General features: G+C 73.3%; 22 protein-coding genes. 5 read left to right on the top strand and 17 right to left on the bottom strand.

The window, feature by feature from the left end; genetic code table 11:
* Positions 1-128: 128 nt before the first annotated feature.
* The 11 genes from gatA to HUT12_RS07335 all read right to left on the bottom strand — a co-directional run bounded on the left by gatA (position 129) and on the right by HUT12_RS07335 (position 13300).
* Complete coding sequence (gatA, locus tag HUT12_RS07385) at positions 129-1604, bottom strand: Asp-tRNA(Asn)/Glu-tRNA(Gln) amidotransferase subunit GatA (protein ID WP_131053692.1); 1476 nt, start codon at positions 1602-1604, stop codon at positions 129-131.
* Entirely contained in the window at positions 1601-1906 is a 306-nt protein-coding gene (gatC, locus tag HUT12_RS07380) for an Asp-tRNA(Asn)/Glu-tRNA(Gln) amidotransferase subunit GatC (protein WP_088995614.1), read from the bottom strand. Before gatC ends, gatA begins: the two co-directional genes overlap by 4 nt.
* A 186-nt stretch (positions 1907-2092) precedes the next feature.
* The gene (locus HUT12_RS07375; RefSeq protein ID WP_176092914.1) at positions 2093-4543 is read right to left on the bottom strand and encodes a bifunctional diguanylate cyclase/phosphodiesterase; all 2451 of its coding nucleotides are present in this window, start codon (positions 4541-4543) and stop codon (positions 2093-2095) included.
* Between the two features lie 158 nt (positions 4544-4701).
* Positions 4702-6837, bottom strand: coding sequence for an NAD-dependent DNA ligase LigA (ligA, locus tag HUT12_RS07370; RefSeq protein WP_176092913.1), 2136 nt, complete (start codon positions 6835-6837; stop codon positions 4702-4704).
* 83 nt (positions 6838-6920) lie between these two features.
* Positions 6921-7925 carry an ADP-ribosylglycohydrolase family protein gene (locus tag HUT12_RS07365; protein ID WP_176092912.1) on the bottom strand — a complete coding sequence of 335 codons (1005 nt, stop codon included), beginning with the start codon at positions 7923-7925 and terminating at the stop codon, positions 6921-6923.
* 61 nt (positions 7926-7986) lie between these two features.
* A complete protein-coding gene (locus tag HUT12_RS07360) occupies positions 7987-8358 on the bottom strand; it encodes a VOC family protein (protein ID WP_131055842.1) in 372 nt (123 codons plus the stop codon).
* Between the two features lie 36 nt (positions 8359-8394).
* On the bottom strand, positions 8395-9396 hold the full coding sequence (locus tag HUT12_RS07355; RefSeq protein WP_176092911.1) for a methionine synthase: 1002 nt from the start codon (positions 9394-9396) through the stop codon (positions 8395-8397).
* Between the two features lie 16 nt (positions 9397-9412).
* The gene (gene mnmA / locus HUT12_RS07350) at positions 9413-10486 is read right to left on the bottom strand and encodes a tRNA 2-thiouridine(34) synthase MnmA (protein WP_217705961.1); all 1074 of its coding nucleotides are present in this window, start codon (positions 10484-10486) and stop codon (positions 9413-9415) included.
* A 111-nt stretch (positions 10487-10597) separates the two neighbouring features.
* Positions 10598-11773, bottom strand: coding sequence for a cysteine desulfurase family protein (locus HUT12_RS07345; RefSeq protein ID WP_176092910.1), 1176 nt, complete (start codon positions 11771-11773; stop codon positions 10598-10600).
* 49 nt (positions 11774-11822) lie between these two features.
* Positions 11823-12473 carry a class F sortase gene (locus HUT12_RS07340; protein ID WP_176092909.1) on the bottom strand — a complete coding sequence of 217 codons (651 nt, stop codon included), beginning with the start codon at positions 12471-12473 and terminating at the stop codon, positions 11823-11825.
* Complete coding sequence (locus tag HUT12_RS07335) at positions 12470-13300, bottom strand: DUF4397 domain-containing protein (protein WP_131057029.1); 831 nt, start codon at positions 13298-13300, stop codon at positions 12470-12472. Before HUT12_RS07335 ends, HUT12_RS07340 begins: the two co-directional genes overlap by 4 nt.
* Positions 13301-13529: 229 nt before the next feature.
* Between HUT12_RS07335 and HUT12_RS07330 the strand changes: the two genes are divergently transcribed.
* Both HUT12_RS07330 and HUT12_RS07325 read left to right on the top strand, forming a co-directional pair.
* On the top strand, positions 13530-14132 hold the full coding sequence (locus tag HUT12_RS07330) for an RNA polymerase sigma factor (protein WP_176092908.1): 603 nt from the start codon (positions 13530-13532) through the stop codon (positions 14130-14132).
* The gene (locus HUT12_RS07325) at positions 14086-14883 is read left to right on the top strand and encodes an anti-sigma factor (RefSeq protein ID WP_176092907.1); all 798 of its coding nucleotides are present in this window, start codon (positions 14086-14088) and stop codon (positions 14881-14883) included. Before HUT12_RS07330 ends, HUT12_RS07325 begins: the two co-directional genes overlap by 47 nt.
* A gap of 101 nt (positions 14884-14984) precedes the next feature.
* On the opposite strand, the gene HUT12_RS07320 is transcribed toward HUT12_RS07325, so the two are convergent.
* The 4 genes from HUT12_RS07320 to HUT12_RS07305 all read right to left on the bottom strand — a co-directional run bounded on the left by HUT12_RS07320 (position 14985) and on the right by HUT12_RS07305 (position 18134).
* Positions 14985-15944 (bottom strand): electron transfer flavoprotein subunit alpha/FixB family protein, encoded by a 960-nt coding sequence (locus HUT12_RS07320; RefSeq protein ID WP_176092906.1) that lies wholly within the window; start codon positions 15942-15944, stop codon positions 14985-14987.
* A gap of 12 nt (positions 15945-15956) precedes the next feature.
* Complete coding sequence (locus HUT12_RS07315) at positions 15957-16736, bottom strand: electron transfer flavoprotein subunit beta/FixA family protein (RefSeq protein ID WP_176092905.1); 780 nt, start codon at positions 16734-16736, stop codon at positions 15957-15959.
* 190 nt (positions 16737-16926) lie between these two features.
* On the bottom strand, positions 16927-17340 hold the full coding sequence (locus tag HUT12_RS07310) for a hypothetical protein (protein WP_131054631.1): 414 nt from the start codon (positions 17338-17340) through the stop codon (positions 16927-16929).
* Positions 17337-18134 (bottom strand): GNAT family N-acetyltransferase, encoded by a 798-nt coding sequence (locus HUT12_RS07305; RefSeq protein WP_176092904.1) that lies wholly within the window; start codon positions 18132-18134, stop codon positions 17337-17339. The genes HUT12_RS07310 and HUT12_RS07305 overlap by 4 nt, the downstream gene beginning before the upstream one ends.
* Before the next feature lie 40 nt (positions 18135-18174).
* Between HUT12_RS07305 and HUT12_RS07300 the strand changes: the two genes are divergently transcribed.
* Genes HUT12_RS07300 through HUT12_RS07290 form a run of 3 tightly spaced genes read left to right on the top strand, consistent with a single transcriptional unit; the run spans position 18175 to position 19307 of the window.
* Positions 18175-18564, top strand: a complete 390-nt coding sequence (locus tag HUT12_RS07300; protein ID WP_131054629.1) for a DUF202 domain-containing protein — start codon at positions 18175-18177, stop codon at positions 18562-18564.
* Complete coding sequence (locus HUT12_RS07295; RefSeq protein WP_176092903.1) at positions 18561-18863, top strand: DUF202 domain-containing protein; 303 nt, start codon at positions 18561-18563, stop codon at positions 18861-18863. The genes HUT12_RS07300 and HUT12_RS07295 overlap by 4 nt, the downstream gene beginning before the upstream one ends.
* Before the next feature lie 30 nt (positions 18864-18893).
* Positions 18894-19307: a PLD nuclease N-terminal domain-containing protein gene (locus HUT12_RS07290; RefSeq protein WP_176092902.1), complete on the top strand. Its 414-nt coding sequence runs from the start codon at positions 18894-18896 to the stop codon at positions 19305-19307.
* Between the two features lie 24 nt (positions 19308-19331).
* Here the strand turns inward: HUT12_RS07290 and HUT12_RS07285 are convergent, their stop codons facing one another.
* Complete coding sequence (locus HUT12_RS07285) at positions 19332-20954, bottom strand: acetolactate synthase (protein ID WP_176092901.1); 1623 nt, start codon at positions 20952-20954, stop codon at positions 19332-19334.
* 67 nt (positions 20955-21021) lie between these two features.
* Complete coding sequence (locus tag HUT12_RS07280; RefSeq protein WP_131054625.1) at positions 21022-21795, bottom strand: enoyl-CoA hydratase/isomerase family protein; 774 nt, start codon at positions 21793-21795, stop codon at positions 21022-21024.
* Between the last annotated feature and the right edge of the window lie 98 nt (positions 21796-21893).

Below are 21893 nucleotides of genomic sequence, written 5' to 3'. Positions count from 1 at the left end.
GCGTTTCGCCAGCGGCTCGGACTCTATCCAACCCGCGCACGTCACCATGCGTTATGAGTCCGAACGGTGACCTCGTGTCACCGGGAGGCCGAGGACCGGCGGGGCGGCCGGAGCCGCCCCGCACGGCGTCACAGCGTCGGCGGCGTGAAGGTGCCGACCGCGCTCTCCAGCGCGGCGGCGACCCGGTACATCCGGTCGTCGGCCATCGTCGGGGCCATCACCTGCAACCCGACCGGCAGCCCGTCGGAGAGACCGCACGGCACCGAGATGCCCGGGCCGCCGTACAGGTTGGTCGGGATGGTGTACAGGTCGGCCAGGTACATCTGGTACGGGTCGGAGGTGCGCGCGCCCAGCGGGAACGCCACGAACGGCGTGGTCGGCGAGATCAGCGCGTCGACCCGCTCGAACGCGGCGGTGAAGTCGCGGGTGATCAGCGTACGGACCTTCTGCGCCTGCCCGTAGTACGCGTCGTAGTAGCCCGACGACAACGCGTACGTGCCGAGCATGATCCGGCGCTTGACCTCGGGGCCGAAGCCCGCCTCCCGGGTCAGCGACATGACCTCCTCCAGCGACCGGTTGCCGTCGTCGCCGATGCGCAGGCCGAACCGCACACCGTCGAAGCGGGCCAGGTTGGAGGAGCACTCGCTCGGGGCGATCAGGTAGTAGGCCGGCAGCGCGTACGCGAAGTTCGGGCAGGACACCTCGACGATCTCCGCGCCCAGCTTCGTCAACGCGTCGACGGCCTCGTTGAAGGCGGCCATCACGCCCGGCTCGGCACCCTCGCCGACGAACTCGGAGACGATGCCGAGGCGGACCCCGGTCAGGTCGCCGGTCGCGCCGAGCCTCGCGGCGGCCACCACGTCCGGCACCGGGGCCGGGATGGAGGTGGAGTCACGCGGGTCGTGGCCGCCGATCGCCTCGTGCAGCAGCGCGGCGTCCAGCACCGTACGCGCGCACGGGCCGGGCGTGTCCAGCGAGGAGGAGAAGGCCACCAGGCCGTACCGGGAGGTCCCGCCGTAGGTCGGCTTCGCGCCGACGGTGCCGGTGACCGCGCCCGGCTGGCGGATCGAGCCGCCGGTGTCCGAGCCGATCGCCAGCGGTGCCTCGTACGCGGCCAGTGCCGCCGCGCTGCCCCCGCCGGAGCCGCCCGGGATGCGCCCGGTGTCCCACGGGTTGCGGGTCGGCCCGTACGCCGAGTACTCCGTCGAGGAGCCCATGGCGAACTCGTCCATGTTGGTCTTGCCGAGCATCACGGTGCCGGCGGCGCGCAGCCGCTGCACGATCGTCGAGTCGTACGGCGGGCGCCAGCCCTCCAGGATCTTCGAGCCGACCGTGGTCGGCACGCCCCGGGTGGTGAGCACGTCCTTGACCGCGACCGGCACTCCGGCCAGCGGGCCCAGCTCCGCTCCGGCGGCCCGCCGGGCGTCCACCTCGCGGGCGGCGGCGAGCGCACCCTCGGTGTCGACGTGCAGGAAGGCGTGCACCCGGTCGTCGACGGCGGCGATCCGGTCCAGGTGCGCCCGGGTCACCTCGACCGCCGAGGTCTCACCGGAGGCGACCAGCCCGGCGATCTCGGTGGCGGTGAATCTGGTCAGCTCGCTCACGATGCCACATCCTCGTCCAGGATCCGCGGAACGCGGAACCGCTGCTCCTCGGCGTCGGGCGCGCCGGACAGCGCCTCCTCGGGGGTCAGGCACGGCGTCACGACGTCCTCGCGGAGCACGTTGGTCAACGGCACCGAGTGCGAGGTCGGCGGGATGTCGGCGGCGGCGACCTCGCCCACCTGGGCGACCGCCTGGAGGATCACGTCGAGCTGGCCGGCGAAGGTGTCCAGCTCCTCCTCCGTCACGGCGAGCCGCGACAGTCGCGCCAGGTGCGCGACCTCCTCGCGGGAGATGGCGGCCATCGGTGCCCCCTTCGTGGCTGTCCTGCGTCTGCGTACGCCCACCGCGCGGCGTGCGACGCGACGCGCGGTGACCGGAGCGAGTCTATTGTTCCGCGCCCGGCCCGCCGTCCCCGGCTCCCCGGGGCGTCCGGCCCACCGACCCGGGAACCCGGCCGGGCGGCGGTGTCGCAGCGGCCCGGCCGAGGGTCACCGAGGGCTGCGGCGGGGTACGTCCGGCTCGTCGTGACCGCCGAGCGGGCGCACCGGTCGGTACCGACCCAGCCAGGCGACCAGTTCCTCGGCCGGCATCGGTCGGGCGTAGAACCAGCCCTGCGCGGCGTCACACCCGGCCGCGTGCAGCATCCGCCAGGTCTTCTCGTCCTCCACGCCCTCGGCGACCACCCGCAGCCCGAGCGCCTTGCCCAACTCGATCGTCGACCGGACGATCGCCGCGTCGTCGGAGTCCTCGGTCATCCCGAGGACGAAGGACCGGTCGACCTTCACCTCCGACAGCGGCAGCCGGCGCAGGTGTTGCAGTGACGAGTAGCCGGTGCCGAAGTCGTCCAGTGCGATGCCGACCCCGATCCGGTGCAGGCGGGTGATGGTGGTCAGGACGCGGCGCGGGTCGGCCATCAACGCACCCTCGGTGATCTCCAGTTGCAGCCGTTCCGGCGCCACGCCGTACCGGGTCAACCGGTCCGCGATCTGGTCGGCGATCTCGCCGGTGTGCAGGTCCCGCACGCTGACGTTGAGCGCCGCCCGCAGGCCCAGACCGGCCGCCGACCACTTGGCCAACTGCTCGACCACGTCGTCCACCACCCGACGGGTGAGCAGGCGCATCACCGCACTCTGTTCGGCGACCCGGATCAGTTCCTCCGGGTCGACCATGCCCCGGCGGGGGTGCCGCCACCGCAGCAGCGCCTCGACCCCGACCACCTCGCCGGTGGCGATGGCGACCTGCGGCTGGTAGTACATCGTGATCTCGCCCGCGTCCCCGGCCGGATCACCGCCGATCGCGGCACCGGCGAAGGGTGTGCCCTCGTCACCCGACCGGTGGGCGCCGACCGGTCCGGACCACGGCTCGCCGGGGACCGCCGCCGGGTCGACGGGCCGGGCGGTCCGGCGCAGGATCGGGTCCGCGCCGGTCACGATCCGGGCGATCAGCTCGTCGTCGGACGCGACCACCGGCGGCCGGTGACGACGACGGAACCACCGGCCGGCACCGCGCTGCCGCACCACCGGGCTCGCGGTCAGCGCCGCGCCGTCCCCGCCGCGTACCACCGGCGTGGTGTCCCCGTCCCGCGTCCCGGGTGCCTCGCCCGGGGTGGCGGCGGCGGAACGGGCCGCCGCGCCCGCGTCCAGCACCCGCCGCAGGTCGGCCAGCAGGCCCAACCGCTCGGCGGAGTTGTGGTCGGACTCCGCGGTGTAGACGGCGACCGTGTCGTTGCGGTGCTTGGCGTCGTACATGGCCACGTCGGCGTGGCGCATCAGGGTGGCGAAGTCCTCGCCGTGCTCCGGGTACAGGGCGATGCCGATGGAGCCGCCGACGTCCAGCGGCAGCCCGTCCAGCGGCACCGGCTCGGCGAGGACCCGCACCACCCGGTCGGCGAGGGCACGGGCCTCGGTGACGTCGTCCACCCCGGTCATCACGATGGCGAACTCGTCGCCGCCGAGGCGGACCACCAGGTCCGGCGCCGGCACCAGGTCGGTCAGCCGGGCGCTCACCTCGACCAGCAGCCGGTCGCCGACGGCGTGCCCGAGGGCGTCGTTGACGTTCTTGAAGCGGTCCAGGTCGATCAGGAGCAGGGCCAGGCGGGCGCCGGGCTCGCCGCGTGCGGCGCGCTCGGCGTGCCGGTGGACCTGCTCGTTGACCTCGCTGAGCAGCGCCTTTCGGTTGGGCAGCCCGGTCAGCGGGTCGAGGGCGGCGAGTTGGTGCTGTTCCACGGTGAGCCGGGCCATCCGGTAGACGGCGAACAGCGGCACCAGGACCAGCGGCACCAGGGCGGCACTGGCCCGCGCGGCGGTGACCAGCACCGGCGCGAGCAGCAGCAGGGACCCGGTGGAGAGCAGCTCGAACGGCAGGCCGTGGCGGGCGTTGGGCCACCACCGTTCGCCGAAGCGCAGTCGGACGGCCGTGGTCACCAGCCCGTAGTTCACCACGAACCAGGCCACCCCGGCCCCGCCGATCGCGGCGATGTCGGTCCACCCCAGACGGCCGCCGTCGAAGATGCCGCCCGGCCCGAGCCGGGTGACGGCGTACGCGGCGGCCAGCGCGCAGGCGTACTGCCCGGCGTTGAAGGCGACCCGCCAGGGGGTGTGCCGCATCCGGGCTCCGGAGACCAGCACGGCGACCGCCTGCACCGCGACTGCCGGGCCGAGACCCCAGCCGAGCAGGATGGCGAAGGTGAAGCAGGTCGACGGGAAGACCGCGGACGAGGAGGGCCGCCGGCCGGGCGGCAGGAACGGGCGCGCGTCGCAGGCGACGGCGAGCACGGCCATCGTCCAGAACGCCGCCGGCAGGTCGGGCAGCGTTCCGGCGAACGAGACCATCGGCCCGACGGAGAGCAGCACGGCCACGACCAGCACGAGGCCGACGAAGACCGAGAACGGCGCGGTGCGCCCGGGCGGGACGAGGTTGCGCGGATCGGGCGGCTCCATCACACCTCCCGCTACAGGACACGACGCGTGGGTTTACGCACCGTGTCCCCATGAAACGCCCTCGACGGCCGAAAACAAGGTACGACAGCCACGAATCGGTCGTAGTCGTAATTAAGTTGGTATCCGGGCGAGTCCCCGCAAGATCGGCAAGTGCCGCTTCACTCCTCGACGCGGGCCACCGCGCGGGCCGCCTCCGGGCCGGAGTCGAGCAGCACCTGGAAGCCCTCCTCGTCGAGGATCGGCACCTTGAGCCCGGCCGCCTTGTCCGCCTTGGACCCGGGATTGTCGCCGACCACCACGAAGCCGGTCTTCTTCGACACCGAGCCGCTGACCTTGCCGCCCCGGGACTGGATCGCCTCGGCGGCCTGGTCGCGCGAGTGACCGGACAGGGTCCCGGTGACCACCACGGTCACCCCCTCCAGCGGACGCGGGCCCTCCCCCTGCGCCTCCTCGGCCATCCGGACGCCCGCGTCGGCCCACTTGCGGATCACCTCGCGGTGCCAGTCGACGGCGAGCCACTCCCGGATGCTCACCGCGATGGTGGGGCCGACTCCGTCGACGGAGGAGAGTTCCTCCTCGGACGCGGCGTCGATCGCCTCGACCGACCGGAAGTGCCGCGCGAGTGCCTGCGCGGCGGTCGGCCCGACGTGCCGGATCGAGAGGGCCACCAGCACCCGCCACAGCTCGCGTTCCTTGGCGACGGCGAGGTTGTCGAGCAGCTTGACCGCGTTGCTGCCGAGGCTGCCGTCCTTGTTGACGAAGAACGGCGAGCGGGCCAACTGCTCGGCGTCGAGCGAGAAGAGGTCGCCCTCGTCGGTGATGACCTGCGCGTCGAGCAGCGCGGCGGCGCTCTTGTAGCCGAGCGCCTCGATGTCGAAGACCTTGCGCCCGGCCAGGTGGTAGACCCGTTCGCGCAACTGCGCCGGACAACTGCGCGAGTTGGGGCAACGGATGTCGACGTCGCCCTCCTTCGCCGGGGCGAGCGGGGTGCCACAGGCCGGGCAGACGGTGGGCATCACGAACGCCCGGGCGTCGGGCGGACGCAGCTCGACCACCGGGCCGAGCACCTCGGGGATCACGTCGCCGGCCTTGCGGATCACCACCGTGTCGCCGATCAGCACCCCCTTGCGCTCCACCTCGCGGGCGTTGTGCAGGGTCGCGTACGCGACGGTGGAGCCGGCCACCTTCACCGGCTGGAGCAGCGCCCGGGGCGTGACCCGACCCGTCCGTCCCACCTCGACCTCGATGTCGAGCAGCGTGGTGTTGACCTCCTCGGGCGGATACTTGAAGGCGATCGCCCAGCGGGGCGCCCGGCTGGTCGAGCCGAGCCGGCCCTGGATCGGCACCGGGTCGACCTTGACCACCACGCCGTCGATCTCGTGCTCCACGTCGTGCCGGTGCGCGGCGTAGTGCGCGATGTAGTCCCGGACGCCGGCCAGGTCGGGCACCACCCGCCAGCGGTCGCTGGTCGGCAGCCCCCAGGCCCGCAGCGCGGAGTACGACTCGGACTGGGTGGCCGGCTGGAAGCCGCGCCGGGCACCGATGCCGTGCACCACCAGGCACAGCGGCCGGGACGCGGTGATCCGTGGGTCCTTCTGGCGCAGGCTGCCGGCGGCGGCGTTACGCGGGTTGGCGAACGGCGCCTTGCCCTGCTCGACCAGGCCCGCGTTCAGGTCGGCGAAGGCGGCGACCGGGAAGTAGATCTCGCCGCGCACCTCGATCAGCTCGGGGACCGGCCCGAACTCCGCCGAGTCGGTCAACCGGCCGGGCACGTCCCGGATGCTGCGCACGTTGGCGGTGACGTCCTCACCGGTGCGGCCGTCGCCCCGGGTCGCCGCCCGCACCAGCCGACCCGACTCGTAGGTGAGGTTGATCGCCAGCCCGTCGACCTTCAGCTCGCACAGGTAGGGCACCGGACCGCCGGCGTCCCGCTCGACCCGTTCGGCCCACGCCGCCAGCTCCTCGTCGGCGAACGCGTTGTCCAGCGACATCATCCGTTCGGCGTGTGCCACCGGGGCGAAGTCGGTGGAGAAGGTGCCGCCGACCCGCTGGGTCGGCGAGTCCGGGGTGCGCAGCGCCGGGAACTCCTCCTCCAGCGCCTCCAGCTCCCGCAGCAGCCGGTCGAAATCGGCGTCCGAGACGGTCGGCGCGTCGAGCACGTAGTAGCGGTACTGGTGCTCGGTCAGCTCCTGGCTCAGCGTGGCGTGCCGCTCCCGTGCCTGCGGGGTCGGCTCGGCACCGGCCGCCGCCTCCTGCGCCGCGCTGACCTGCTCGCCGATGGCTTCCTCGGACACCCCGCGACCTCCTGTGATGGGCACCCCGGCACGGTATCCGGCGGGTCGGACAGTTCACCGGGAACCCCACCGGTTCGTGCCGGTCAGCGCTGCCAGGCGGCGGCGAGGGCGGCGAGTTGGTCGGCGTACTCGATGCGACCTGCCCAGTCGGCGGGCCAGGCGGCGGCACCCACGGCGGCACCGACGAACGCCCCGGCGAGCGCGGCGATCGAGTCGGAGTCACCGGCGGTCCGCGCACCCCGGGTCAGCGCGCCCACCGGGTCGTCGGCGTGCCGGACGGCGCAGTAGAGCGCGGTCGCCAACGCCTCCTCGGCGACCCAGCCCTCACCGGTCCAGCGGCACGGGTCGCCGCCGTCGTCCGGGCCGGCGAGGGCCGCGTCGAGCCGGGCCAGCACCCGCAGGCACTCGTCCCACCCCCGGGCGATGAACTCCTGCGGCGTCCGCACGCCGGGGCGTTGCCAGAGGTCGCCGAGCCAGTCGCCCCGGTAGACCTCGCGCTGCTCGTGGGCCCGCACGGTGAGCCGGCCGGGCAACTCGGCCAGCGCCGCGCCGTCGACCAGCAGCCGCACCGCGTACGCGGTCAGTTCGCTGGCCGCCAGGCCGGTCGGGTGCCCGTGCGTCAGTCCGGCCTGGAGCTGGGCCAGTCCGGCGACGGTGTCGAGGTCGACGTCGAGCAGACCGACCGGGGTGACCCGCATGTTCGCCCCACAGCCCTTCGAACCGGCCTGGGTCGCCTGCTGCCAGGGCAGTCCTCGGGACAGCTCGGCGCAGGCCCGCAGGCAGGTCATCCCGGGCGCGCGGTTGTTGTCCGGGCTGGCCGCCCAGGCCAGGAAGCGCTGCCGCAGCAACGGCTCGACGACCTCGGGCGTGTACGCGGACGCGTCGTGCAGTGCCCAGCCGACCGCGAGCGCCATCTGGGTGTCGTCGGTGACCAACGCCGGGTCGCCGACCAGTTCCCGGGGGCCGGTCGGACCGTACCGTCGCTCGATCTCGGCCAGCGTGAGGAACTCGGTGGGCTTGCCCAGGGCGTCACCGTAGGCGAGTCCGAGGAGCGAGCCGGCGGCCCACCCGGGCACAGGACTGATCATGCTGGTGATCATGCCCGCTCGGGCGGGCCGGCGCGACGGCCGGATCTCCCACGCGCGACGGTCAGCTCTCCCAGCAGAGGCAGAACGGGTGTCCGGCCGGGTCGGCGTAGACCCGGAAGCCCTCGCCCTCCCCCGGCAGCCGCCGCGCGCCCAGGGCCAGCGCGGCCCGCTCAGCGACCTCGATGTCCTCCACGGTCACGTCGAGGTGGAACTGTTGCGGCCGTTCCGGGTCGGGCCAGGTCGGTGGGCGCAGGTCGGGTGCCTGCTGGAACGCGATCCGGGGTTGGTGGCCGGGGTGCCCACCCAGCACCACCCACTCGTCGCCGTCGCAGTCCTCCTCGATCAGCGGCAGGCCGAGCAGCTCGGCGTAGAAGCCGGCCAGGGCGCGCGGGTCGGGGCAATCGATCACGGTGGAACGCAGTCGTCCGATCATGCCCGGCTTGCTGCCCCCGCGCAGCGCGCCGAAACCTCACTCCTCGACGATCCGGCGCCCCGCGTCGCGGCAGGCGGACAGGACCGCGCGGGCGTACGCCGGGGTGGCGCCCGCCAGGCCGCACGCGGGCGTGACCACCACCTGCCCGGCGAGTCGGCGACGCGGGAAGCCGAGCCGGTCCCACAGGGTGCGGACCCGGTCGGCGACCTGGGCCGAGGTCGGTGCGCGACCGGCCGGGGCGGTGCCCGGCGCGGCACCGGCGAAGAGGCCCAGCCCGGCGTCGATCGCCTCGCCCAGCGCGTCCAGGTCGGTGACCAGGTCCAGGTCGAGGGCGACGCCGGCCGCGCCGGTGGACCGGATCAGGTTCAGCGGTACGTCCGGGGCACAGCAGTGCACCACGGTCGGTACTCCGACCGCCTCCACCACCGTGCCCAGCAACGCCCGCGCGTCCTCCGGCTGCACCGCCCGGTACGTGCCGAAGCCGCTCTCGGTGGGCACCCGACCGGCGAGCACCGCCGGCAGCGACGGTTCGTCCACCTGGAGCAGGACGGTGGCCCGGGGTACCCGGCGGGCCACCGCCGCCACGTGCGCGCGCAGCCCCTCGGCGAGCGAGCCGACCAGGTCGCGTACCGCACCGGGGTCGCGCACCATCCGGCCGCCGATGGGCAGCTCCACCGAGGCGGCGAGGGTGAACGGACCGGGTGCCTGCACCTTGATCGGGCCGGCGTACTCCTCGGCCTGCTCGGCGAGCTGGTCGAGGTCGCGTTCCATCAGGTCCCGTGCGCGGCGCAGGTCCCGGCCGGGGCGCAGGGCCACCCGCCACCGCGCGGCGTAGAGCTCGACCGGCAGCTCGACCAGCAGGCCCGCGCCGCGCCCGATCATGTCCGCGCCCGGGCCGCGGGCCGGCAGCTCCGGCAGGTGGGGCAGGGCGGGCAACTCACCGAGGACGATCCGCTGCGCCTCGGCGATGTCGGTGCCGGGCAGCGACCCGATGCCGGTCGCCGCGCCCGCGGGCCACGGCCAAACCTGATCACTCACGGCCGAAGGGTACCGGTCAGTCGGTGATCGTGGCGGAGCCGAGCACGATGTCACCGGCCGGGTCGGGGCGGTACGCGACGATCGCCTGACCGGCGGCGACCCCCCGGACCGGCTGCCGCAGGTCGGCACGGAACGTGTCGGCGTCCACGGTGACCTCGGCCGGCACCACGAGCCCGTGCGCCCTCAACTGCACCTCGCACTCGATCGGGGCGTCCGGACGCGTGCCGCCGGTCCAGACCGGGCGGGCGGCACGCACCTCGGCCACCTCCAGCGCCTCGGCCGGCCCGACGGTCACCGTGTTGGTCGTCGGCGTGATGGAGAGCACGTACCGGGGGCGCCCGTCCGGGGCCGGGCGGTCCAGGTGCAGCCCGCGCCGCTGACCCACGGTGTACGCGTACGCGCCGGCGTGCGTGCCCACCACCGCACCGGTGGTGGCGTCGACCACGTCGCCGGGCGTCTCGCCGAGCCGCTGGGCCAGGAAGCCCCGGGTGTCGCCGTCGGCGATGAAGCAGATGTCGTGCGAGTCGGGCTTGTCGGCCACCGCCAGGCCCCGGTCGGCGGCCTCCTGCCGGACCTGCGCCTTCGTCGAGTCACCGAGCGGGAAGATCGAACGGTCCAACTGCGCGCGGGTGAGCACGGCCAACACGTACGACTGGTCCTTGGCGAGGTCGACGCTGCGCCGCAGCAGGCCGTCCGGGCCGAGTCGGGCGTGGTGGCCGGTGACCACGGCGTCGAAGCCCAGGGCCACCGCCCGATCCAGCACCGCGGCGAACTTGATCTTCTCGTTGCAGCGCAGGCACGGGTTCGGGGTACGCCCGGCGGCGTACTCGGCCACGAAGTCGTCGACCACGTCTTCGTGGAACCGGTCGGCCATGTCCCACACGTAGAACGGGATGCCCAGCACGTCGGCGGCGCGGCGCGCGTCCCGGGAGTCCTCCAGGGTGCAGCAGCCCCGCGCTCCGGTGCGATAGGTCTGCGGGTTGCGGGCCAGCGCCAGGTGCACACCGGTGACGTCGTGACCGGCCTGCACCGCACGCGCCGCCGCCACGGCGGAATCCACACCGCCGGACATCGCCGCCAACACCCTCACCCGGACCACGCTCCCTTCCCGCGAAGCCTATCTCCGTACCGCCGGGCGGCGGTCTCCCCCCGTCCGCGCCGGGCCGGCGTCGAGGCCGGTCCGACCGCCGAGCGTGCTACGTCAGCGCGGCGTCCGCAGCGCCGCCGCCCGCCGGGCCCGGTCGACGGCCGCCGGCAGGGCGGCGATGAGCGCGTCGACCTCCCCGGCGGTGCTGGTGTGACCGAGCGAGAAGCGCAGCGAGGAACGGGCCCGGTCGTCGTCGGCGCCCATCGCGAGCAGCACGTGCGAGGGCTGCGCCACCCCGGCGGAGCAGGCCGAACCGGTCGAGCAGGCGATGCCCTGGGCGTCCAGCAGGAGTAGTAGCGCGTCACCCTCGCAGCCGGGGAAGGAGAAGTGCGCGTTGCCGGGGAGCCGGTCCGTCGGGTCGCCGTTGAACACCACCTCGGGCACCGCCTGCCGCACCCGGTGGACCAGGTCGTCGCGGAGTGCGGCGACCCGGGTGGCGTACTCCTGCTGGCCCTTGACCGCCGCCTCGACGGCGACCGCGAAGGCGACGATGCCGGCGGTGTCCAGCGTGCCGGAACGCACGTCGCGTTCCTGGCCGCCGCCGTGCAGCAGCGGCACCGCGGCGACGTCCCGGCCCAGCAGCAACGCACCGATGCCGACCGGCCCGCCCAGCTTGTGACCGGTCACGGTGAGCGCGGCGGCACCGCTGGCGGCGAAGTCGACCGGCACCTGGCCGACCGCCTGGATCGCGTCGGTGTGGAACGGGACGCCGTACTCGGCGGCGACCGCGGCCAGGTCGGAGACCCGCTGGACGGTGCCGACCTCGTTGTTCGCCCACATCGCGGTGACCAGGGCCACCCGGTCGCCGTGCGCGGCCAGTTCGGCGCGGAGCGCGTCGGGGTGCAGCCGACCCGTGCCGTCGACCGGCAGGGAGCCCACCTCGGCGCCCTCGTGCGCGCCCAGCCAGTCCACCGCGTCGAGCACCGCGTGGTGCTCGACGGCGCTGGAGACCACCCGGGTCCGCCCACCGTCGGCGTCCCGGCGCGCCCAGAAGATGCCCTTGACCGCGAGGTTGTCGCTCTCCGTACCGCCCCCGGTGAAGATCACCTCGGACGGCCGGGCACCCAGCGCGGCGGCCACCCGTTCCCGCGACTCCTCGACCCGCCGCCGGGCACGCCGACCGGACGCGTGCAGGGAGGACGCGTTGCCGACCTCACGGGCGGTCGCGACGTACGCCTCCAGTGCCTCGTCGAGCATCGGAGTGGTCGCGGCATGATCCAGGTAAGCCATCACGGTTCAGCCTAACGACCGTGCCCGCCTCGACCGCAGGCCGGAGTGGTCACGCCGGAACCGCCGTCACCACGATGTTGTCGCGATACCTGCGGGCCTGGGCGTCGAACGGTCCGCCGCACGTGATCAGCGTCAGCCGGGGCCGGCCGTCACGGGCGAAGTAGCGCTCCAGCGGGATCTTCGTCTTGTCGTACTCCTCCCGGGCGACGACCCGGTAGTCGCGTGGCGTGTCGTCGGCGCCGGTGACCGTGAGCGTGTCGCCCGGCGCGAGTTCCCGCAGTCGCCAGAAGGCGCCCCGGCCCTGCTCCGCGCTGTCGACGTGGCCGGCGATCACCACCGAACCGGCGTCGGCCTCCAGGCCGGGACCGAAGCGGTACCAGCCGATCCGGTCCACGCTGGGCGGCACGTCGAACTCGCCGCTGCGCGCGTCCACCCCGACCGGCTCCACCCGTGCGACGACCTCGATCGCGGGGATCCGCAGGCGTACCGGGGGCACCGGGGTCTCCGCGTCGGGTAGCCCGCCGGGGCGTACCGCCACGCTCGGCGCCACGGCCGACGGGGTCGGACTGGCCAGTGCGGCGGCCTGCTCGGCGCCGACACTTCCCGACGGACGGGAGGCGACGGCCACCACGGCGGTCACGGTGAGCGCGGCGGCGCCGGCGGCGAGTGCCGCCAGCGCCGCCCGGTTGACGACGCTCACCGGCGACCCGAGACGGTGCCGGCCACCCGGACGCCGCCCAGCACCAGCAGCAGCACCCCGACACCCGCCAGGACGTACCAGCCGGTGGTGAGCCCGGTCCCGGCCTGGCCGCCGGTGCCGCTGGGCACGCCGGAGGGGGCCGAGTGCAGCCCGGTGATGGTCTGCGCCACGATGTCCAGGTTCTCGCCCTCGGCGGAGCCGATGGCGTAGACGATCGTCGCGGTGCCCTCGCGCAGGTTCAGGTCGGCGGGCCCGATCACCACCGTGTCGGTGCCGGCGAGCACCACGTCCGCCGAGACGCTCCCCGCGTCCACGTCGCCCTTGGCCTCGTTCGGGTTGGTCAGGTCCTCGAAGACCGGCGTGCCACCGGCCCGTACGTCCACCGCCGGGGCGGCGGCGGTGTGCCGGACGATCAGCCGGGCCTTGCCGGCGTCCACCTTGGCGGTGTCGTTGACGAACGGCGTGATCTTCGGCTTGCCCTCGGCGTCGAGGTGGGCGGCGAGGCTGAGGTTCGCCCCGCCCGGCACCTCGGCGTCGTCCACGGTCAGGATGGCCTGGCCGATCGGCTCACCCGGCTTGGTCAGCGCGAGGTCGTACCGCCCCTCGGCCAGGTCCAGCGGACCCGCCACGTCACCGGGCTTGAATCCCTCGAGCGTCTTCTCGCCGTTGACGTAGACGTCGACCGGGGTGTCCGGGATGCCGTGCACGACGGAGACCTTCGAGGTGGCGGCGTAGGCCGGGGTGGCGGTGGCGACGCCGGCGGCGACGAAGGTCAGCGCGGCGACCGCGCCGCCTGCCGCGACCCGACGAAGGTACGCGAGCTGCATGTCTGCCTCCTGATGGTTCGTACTGGTTCGTTGGTGTTGCTGACATCCCGAGTTACGCCGGTACGCCGTCGCCTGGATGCGCCGGGATTCGACTTTCTTTTCTTCCTCTCCACCGCATCCGGCGGGGCGGTCCCGAGCGAAGAGACATCGAGGAGCCGCTGGGTCGACAGAGGGGACAGCGCCGGTGAGAGCTACAGTCGGGCATGCCCCCAACCAGGCGACCTGTCCCGTGAACGGGTCCCGGCACGAGCCGGGGACACCCGAGGACGACCTCGCCGACCGGTTCCGCCACGGCGACGAACTGGCATTACGCGAGGCGTACGACCGCTACGGCCGTGCCGTGTTCCATCTGGCCACCAGCACCCTGGTCAACCGCAGCGACGCGGAGGACGTCACCCAGGCCACCTTCGTCGCCGCCTGGCTCGGCCGGGACACCTTCGATCCCGCCCGGGGCTCCCTGGTCGGCTGGCTGCTCGGGATCGCCCGGCGCAAGGTGGTGGACCGGCTGCGGTCGGTCAGCCGGGACAACCGGGTCACCGAGGCGGTCCGCCAACTGCCCGAGCCGGTCGCACCCGGCGTGGACCCGGACGTCGTGGTCGATCGGCTGGTGGTCGCCGACGAGCTCGCGCGACTCCCCGCCGACCAGCGACGCATGCTGGAGTTGGCCTTCTTCGACGATCTGACCCACCAGCAGATCGCGGCGGTGACCGGTGTGCCGCTGGGTACCGTCAAGAGTCACATCCGACGGGGCATGGCGAGCCTGAAGCGCAGATGGGAGGTGGACGGTGCCGCACCTGGAGCACGATCGGCTGGTCTTTCTGGCACTCGGTGAGAGCGAGGCGGAGGACGTCGACCGCACCCACCTCGACGGCTGCCCGCACTGTCGTGGCGAGTTGGAGAACCTGCGGCACGTCGCCGGTCTCGGTGCCGCCACCCAGGGGCTGCGCGACCTGCCCGATCCGCCGGAGCACCTCTGGCAGGGCATCACGTCCGAGATCCGGGCCGCGCAGGACCTGCCCGGGCTGACCGCCGACGCGCGGCGACGCGCGCCCGGTCCGCGTACCGGCGACACGTCGGCGGCCCCCGGCCGCCCGGCGGTCACCGGCGGAGGCCCGGCGGCACGGGGCCGGCGTGGCCGGGTGCCGCGCTGGCTGGCGACCGCGACCACGGCGGTGGCCGCCGCCGCCGTCGGGGTGGTCGGCACCGCGGTCGTGCTGGGCGGCGGCGCGACCGACCCGGCGCCACCGGCCCAGGCGGTGGTGGCCAGCGCCCGACTCGACGCGTACGGCAGCACGCCGCCACAGGCCCGTGGGGACGTGCGGGTCCTCGACAGCGGCGAGCTTCATCTGCATGTGGCGAATCTCCCGGCCGTGTCGGGGTACTACGAGGTCTGGCTCATCGACCCGCGCACCATGGAGATGTTCTCGATCGGCGTGCTCGGCACCGGCAGCGAGGTGCTGTTGCCGCTCCCGCCCACCGTCGACCTGGGGAAGTACTCTGTTGTCGACGTCTCCGCCGAACAGTTCGACAACGACACCGCCCACTCCGGCGACAGCCTGTTGAGGGGCTCCTTGACGGGCTGATCGGCGGGCCGGATCAGCTCCCCGGCCCGCCGATCAGCTCCCTCGGCGCAGACGACGAAGCCGCCGCCCGGTCTCCCGGTCGGCGGCTTCGTCGTCACGTCTCACTTGCGCTTGCGGATCTCCTCGGCGGCCTGCGGCACGATCTTGAACAGGTCGCCGACCACGCCGAAGTCGGCCAGCTCGAAGATGGGCGCCTCGCCGTCCTTGTTGACCGCGACGATCGTCTTCGAGGTCTGCATGCCGGCCCGGTGCTGGATCGCACCGGAGATGCCGAGCGCCACATAGAGCTGCGGGGCGACGGTCTTGCCGGTCTGACCGATCTGGAACTGGTGCGGGTAGTACCCGGAGTCGACGGCGGCCCGGGAGGCGCCGACGGCGCCGCCGAGCAGGTCGGCCAACTCCTCGACCAGCGTGAAGTTGTCGGCGTTGCCGACACCACGACCACCGGAGACCACCACGCCGGCCTCGGTGAGCTCGGGGCGCGAGCCCTTCTGCTCGGCCACCCGGTCGACGACCCTGGCCAGCTTGTCGGTATCGCCGACGGTCACCGTGAGCTGCTCCACCGCCGGGGTGGCGGCGGCCGGGGCCGGGGTGACCGAGTTCGGCCGGACGGTGACCAGCGGCAGGCCACGGGTCACCTTGGAGGTGACCACGGTCGAGCCGGCGAAGGCCACCTGGGTGGCGGTGCCGTCGGCGGCCAGGGCCACCACGTCGGTCAGGATGCCGTTGTCCAGCTTGACCGCCAGCCGGGCGGCGATCTCCTTGCCCTCCTGTGAGGAGGCGAGCAGGACGGCGGCCGGCTGGACCCGCTTGACCAGGTCGGCGACCACGGTGGCCTTGGGCGCCACCAGGTAACCGTCGATCTCCTCACCCTCGGCGGCGTAGATCTTCTCCGCGCCGTACTCGCCCAGCTTGCCGGCGAGCGCGTCGGCGGCACCGGCGCCGCCGAGCACCACCGCCGCCGGAGTGCCCAGCTCGCGCGCGAGGGTGAGCATCTCCAGGGTGACCTTCTTGACGCCGAACTCCCGGGTGGCTTCGACGACGACGAGAACCTCAGACATGTCCCACACCCCTCACACGAACTTCTCGGTGGCGAGGAACTCGACCAACTGGGCGCCACCGGAGCCGTCGTCGGTGACCTTGACCCCACCGGAGCGCGGCGGACGCTTGCTGTGCTCCAGCACCGTGCTGGTCGCCCCGGCGAGGCCCACCTCGTCGGCGGCCACGCCCAGGTCGGCCAGGCCCAGCGTCTGCACCGGCTTCTTCTTGGCGGCCATGATCCCCTTGAACGACGGGTACCGGGGCTCGTTGATGGTGTCCCAGACGGAGACCACGGCCGGCGTCGAGGCGGTGACCACCTCGTAGCCCTCCTCGGTCTGCCGCTCCACGGTCAACGTGCTGCCGTCGACGGTGAGCTTGCGGGCGCCGGTCAGCGCCGCCACCTCCAGCCGCTCGGCCAGCATGTGCGGCAGCACCTGCACCCGGCCGTCGGTCGACTCGGCGCCACAGAGCACCAGGTCCGCGCCGAGCTGGCCCAGCGCCGCGGCCAGCACCTTGGAGGTGGCCACCGCGCAGGAGCCGTGCAGCGCGTCGTCCACCACGTGCACCGCCTTGTCCGGCCCCATCGACAGCGCCTTGCGGATCGACTCGGTCGCCCGGTCCGGACCCATGGTCAGGATCGTCACCTCGCCGCCGTGCGCCTCCTTGATCTTCAACGCCTCTTCGATGGCGTATTCGTCCATCTCGTTGATGACGTTGCTCGCCGAACCGCGGTCGACGGTGTTGTCGTCAGTTCGCAGGTTGCGGTCCGCGCCCGAGTCGGGCACCTGCTTGACGAGTACGACGATGTTCATCGCGCTTCGACGACCCTCCTGCTGTGGTGGTGTGCTCAATCGCCCTGGTCTGGGGCGCAGCCTTGCGTGTCTGTTGCCGTCAGGTCAACCGTGGGCTGCTGTGCAGTTGCCCACGACGCGATGTTACCTGCCGGTAGCATCGGCTTCCCCGCGCGACCGGCGTGACGCAGCTCACCGGAGGCATCACCGGTCAGGACGCCCCGCCCAGGACGTCCCTGATCCGACCGATCGCCTCGGCCTCCGCCGGGCTGACCCCCTGGTGGGCGCGGGCGGTCCGGTCCGCGGCGGCCAGCACCACCTCGCGGTAGACCCCGACGTCCTGCGGCGCCTTCTCGGTGAGGATGCCGACCGCCCGGCGCAGCGCCGGCAGCACCACCGACTCGATCTCCAGCGCCGAGTCGCGCGGCAGCCTCGGCAGCGGCCCGCTGGTCAACGCCTCCTTCACCACGCCACTGGCCTCGGAGATCGCCCCGGAGGCGGCGAAGCTCTCCCGGAACACCGCCAGCAGGCCGGGCTCGGCGTTCGAGACCATGAGGACCGCGCCGAAGGCGCCCGTCTTGAGGGTCAGCTTCTCCTCGTCGGTCAGCCGCTGCGTCATGATCACGGAGTGTAGACGTAGGGCGTGGTCGTGGTGACCGCGACGAGGCCGAGCCGCTCCAACAGCGGACGGCTCTCCGCACCGGCGTCGACCTGCAACAGCGTCCGGTCGCGCTGACCGGCGGACCGGGCCCGGTAGGTGACCAGCGCCCGGTAGATCCCCTGACGCCGCCACTCCGGCCGGGTCGATCCGCCCCAGAGCGTGGCGAAGGTGCTCTCCGCCGGATACCGCACCCAGCCCGCGCTGACCAGCGTCCCGTCCGCCTCGGCCACCACCACGGTGATCGACTGCGGGTCGGCGTCGATCTCCCGGGCCAGCCCGTCGGCCAGGCCGGACAGGTCCGCACCCCAGAGTTGCGTCTCCAACTCCGCGATCCGCTCCAGGTCCGCGCGACCGGTCACCTCACGCAGGTGCACGCCCTCGGGCACCACGGGCAACGCGGAGGCCAGTGGCGCGACCGGCCCCACCATCACGGACTCCTCCGACTCCGGGACGAACCCGGCCGTGCGCAGCCGCTGCGGCAGGTCGGCCGGCTCGTCGTGACCGTGCAGCTTCCACTCCACCGGCTCACCTCGCTCGACGGCCGCCGCCACCTGTCGGGCGATCAACCCGTCGAGCTCGATGCCGGTCAGACCGCCGAGATCGCGATAGGTCACCAGGCCCCGGCTGTCGAGCCCGCACACCCGCGACACCGGACCGTCCCGCTCCACCAGGACCCCGTCCGGCACCGGATCGGGCAGCCCCGGCCGCAGATGGGTGTCGTACGCCGTGCGCAACGTGATCGCGTCAAGATCCGTCATGTTTCCAGTTATGCCCGACCGGAACCGGATAATCACCTGCGTGTGGCAGTTGATCAAGAATTGGTTCGACCCGCAGGAGATGCGGTCGGTGGGGCACACCCCCGACTACCGCTTCTCGCTGGCCAACGAGCGGACGTTCCTGGCCTGGCTGCGTACCGGGCTGGCACTGATCGCCGGTGGGCTCGCCGCCGCGCAGTTCCTGCCGGAGATGCCGGCGTCCTACCTGCGCGAGGTGATCTCGGTGGCGCTGCTGCTGCTCGGCGGCGTGGTCGCGCTGCGGGCGGTGGACCACTGGGCGCGCAGCGAACGCGCCATCCGGCTCGGCAGGGAACTGCCCGCGTCCCGGTTCCCGGCCGTGCTCGCCCTGGTCGTCGCGCTCGGCGCGCTGCTGCTCACGGTGGCGGTGCTGGTGGGTGCGGTGGGCCGATGAGCGCGACCCGCGACCCCGGACTGCAACCCGAACGGACCTGGTTGGCCTGGCGACGCACCGCGCTGGCGATGACCGTGGTGGTGCTGCTGGCCGTCCGGCTCGCCCTCACCGGCGGCCCCGCCGGGGCACTGCCGGCCGCGCTGGCCGTGCTCGGCTGGGTGGCGGTCGTCACGCTCTGTTGGCGGCGGAGCAGCACCGTCGGCGCGGCTGCCCGCGGCGGCCGTACGCTCGCCCTGGTCGGGCTGGGGACGGCCGCATTCGCCCTGCTCGGCGTGCTGCTGGTGCTGCGCGGGGTGTGACCATCCCGTCGGGTAGGACATGATGGGTACATGGCCCGGCTGTACATCCTCCTCTTCGTGGTGCAGGTCGTCCTCGCCGTCTGCGCCCTGATCAGCTGCCTCTCCGCCGAGGAAGACGACATCCGTCACCTACCCCGGATCGCCTGGGTGCTGATGATCCTCTTCGCCCCGCTGATCGGCTCGATCGCCTGGTTCGTCGCCGGGCGCGAGCGCAAGGCCGACAGCGGCATGTTCTCGACGGGCGGCCGACCCACCGAACGGGGCCCGCAGCGGCCGCTCGCCCCGGACGACGACCCCGAGTTCCTGCGCTCGATCCAGGAGCGGTCCCGCAAGGAGGACCAGGAACTCTTCCAGCGCTGGGAGGAGGACCTGCGGCGGCGCGAGGACGACCTGCGCCGACGCGAGGGCGACCCGCCGCGCGAGGAACCCCGCCCCGAGGTGTGAACCGGCCGGGGCGGGGTGCCGCGCTCACGCCAGGTTCGAGGAGCGGGGGTACGCGTCGGCCGGGTCGGTGAGCACGTTGACCAGGTACGGCACTCCCGCGTCGAACGCCCGCGCCAGGGCCGGACCCAGGTCGGCCGCCTTGGCGACCGTCTCCCCCGCCCCACCGAGCGCGCTCACCACGTGGTCGTACCGCAGCTCGGGCTGGAGGTCGGCGGCGACGTCGTAGCCGTACATGGCCCGCATCGGGTGCTTCTCCAGACCCCAGATGCCGTTGTTGCCGACCACGATCACCACCGGCAGCTTCTGCCGGACCAGGGACTCGACGTCCATCAGCGAGAAGCCGGCCGCGCCGTCGCCCATCAGCACGCAGACCTGCCGGTCCGGGTGGGTGATCCGGGCCCCCATCGCGTAACCCATGCCGGTGCCGAGGCAGCCGTACGGGCCCGGGTCGAGCCAGGTGCCGGGCTGGGCCGGCTCCAGGTAGCGCCCGGCGTACGAGACGAAGTCGCCGCCGTCGCCGATGGTGACCGCGTCGCGGGCGAGGACCCTGCGCAGTTCCCCGTAGACACGGGCGGGCCGGATCGGGTCCGTCTCGGCGGCCATCTCCTCGGCGTCGCGGGCCTTGGCGGCGTCCTCGGCGGTGCGCAACTGCGCCACCCAGTCCGCGTGGTCGGCCCGGTCGCCGGTGTACTCGGCGAAGGCGGTGAGCACGGCCCGCAGGTCACCGGCGGGAGCGACGGCCGTCTCGACGTGCGAGGCGCGCTGGCTCGGCGCGTCCACCACGTGCACCACCTGGGCGTCCCCGAAGTCACCGAAGGAGAGCCGGAAGTCCAGCGGGGTGCCGACCACCACGACCACGTCGGCGCCGGAGAGCGCGACCCGGCGGGCCTTGGCGAAGGCCAGCGGATGCTCCGGCGGCAGGGCGCCCCGACCCATGCCGTTGGTGAAGACCGGCACGGTGAGCGCCTCGGCGGCGGCGCGCAGCGCGTCCACGGCGTCACCGGCGTACACGTCGGAACCGGCGACGATGACCGGACGGGCCGCACCGGCGATCAGCCGCGCGGCGGCGGCCACCTCGTCGGGGTCGGCCTCGACCGGCTCGACGCCCGTCGCCGTCGGCAGCTCGGCGTCGCCCACCGAGAAGATCGCCTCCAGCGGGAAGTCGAGGAAGACCGGCCCCCGGTGCGGGGCGAGCGCGGTGCGCAGTGCGGCGGCGACGGCCCGGGGGATGTCGTCGGCGGTGAACACCGTCTCGGCGTGCTTGGTGACCGGGGCGACCAGCGGCAGGTGGTCCATCTCCTGGAGGCTGCCCGAGCCCCAGCGGAACTGCGGGGCCCGGCCGCCCATCACCAGCACCGGCGAGGCGTTGAAGTACGCGCTGGTCAGGCCGGACACACCGTTGGTCACGCCCGGTCCGGCGGTGAGTACGGCCAGGCCGGGGCGACGCTGGAGCTTCGCCACCGCCTCGGCGGCGAAGACGGCGGACTGCTCGTGCCGCACGTCGTAGATCGGGAAGTCGGACTTGTACGCGGCGTCGTAGAGCGGGAACACGTGCCCGCCGGAGAGGGTGAACATCTCCCGCACCCCGTACGCGCGCAGCGCCGCGAGTGCGAGTTCCCCGCCGTGCCCCTCGATCCGCTCCGTCATTCCCGCTCCTTCTCGTCGGCGACCGGAGTCACACGCTACTGGCCGGTAGCTGGAATGTGAACCATCTTCATCGACCGGTGAAGTCCGGCTTCCGCTTCGCCACGAACGCCGCCATACCCTCCCGCCGGTCGTCGGTGGCGAACAGCGCCGCGAAGAGCTGACTCTCCCAGGCCAGGGCGGAGTTCAGGTCCATGTCCAGGCCGCCGTCCACGGCGAGCTTCGCCGCCCGCAGCGCCTGCACCGGGCCGCGCAGGTACGGCTGCACCAGCGCCACCGCCGCGTCGTAGACCTCGCCGGCCGGCGCGACCCGGTCGGCCAGACCGATCCGCAGCGCCTCCTGCGCGTCCACCATCCGACCGGACATGATCAGATCCTTGGCACGTGCCGGCCCGATCAGCCGGGCCAGCCGCTGGGTGCCGCCGGCACCGGGGATGATGCCGAGCTTGATCTCGGGCTGGCCGAGCTTGGCGTCCTCGGCCACCACCCGCCAGTCACAGGCCAGCGCCAGCTCGCAGCCGCCACCGAGGGCGTACCCGGTGATCGCGGCCACCACCGGCTTGGGGATCCGGGCGATCGCGCCGAGCGCGCTGGACAGGTCGGCCGCCCGCTCGGACATGTCCACGTAGGACATGTCGGCCATCTCCTTGATGTCCGCACCGGCCGCGAACACCTTCTCCCCGCCGTACACGATGACCGCGCGGACCTCGGGGTCGGTGGTGGCGGCCGACGCGGCGGCCCGCAACTCCTCCTGCACCTGGGTGTTGAGCGCGTTCATCGGTGGCCGGTCCAACCGGATGGTGCCGATGCCGTCCCTGGTCTCCAGCCGCACGAACTCACCCACGCTGACCCTCACTTCCTCGTTGAAGTCCGTGCCAACCTTACGGCGCACCTGGTCGGACACGTAGTCTGGCCGCCAGTCCCACCACCCGGAGTTCCCGC

It is taken from the genome of Verrucosispora sp. NA02020 (assembly GCF_013364215.1).
Taxonomy (GTDB): Bacteria; Actinomycetota; Actinomycetes; order Mycobacteriales; family Micromonosporaceae; genus Micromonospora.
The sequence above is the reverse complement of the archived record's forward strand: the minus strand, read 5'-3'. Positions and strand labels throughout refer to the sequence as shown.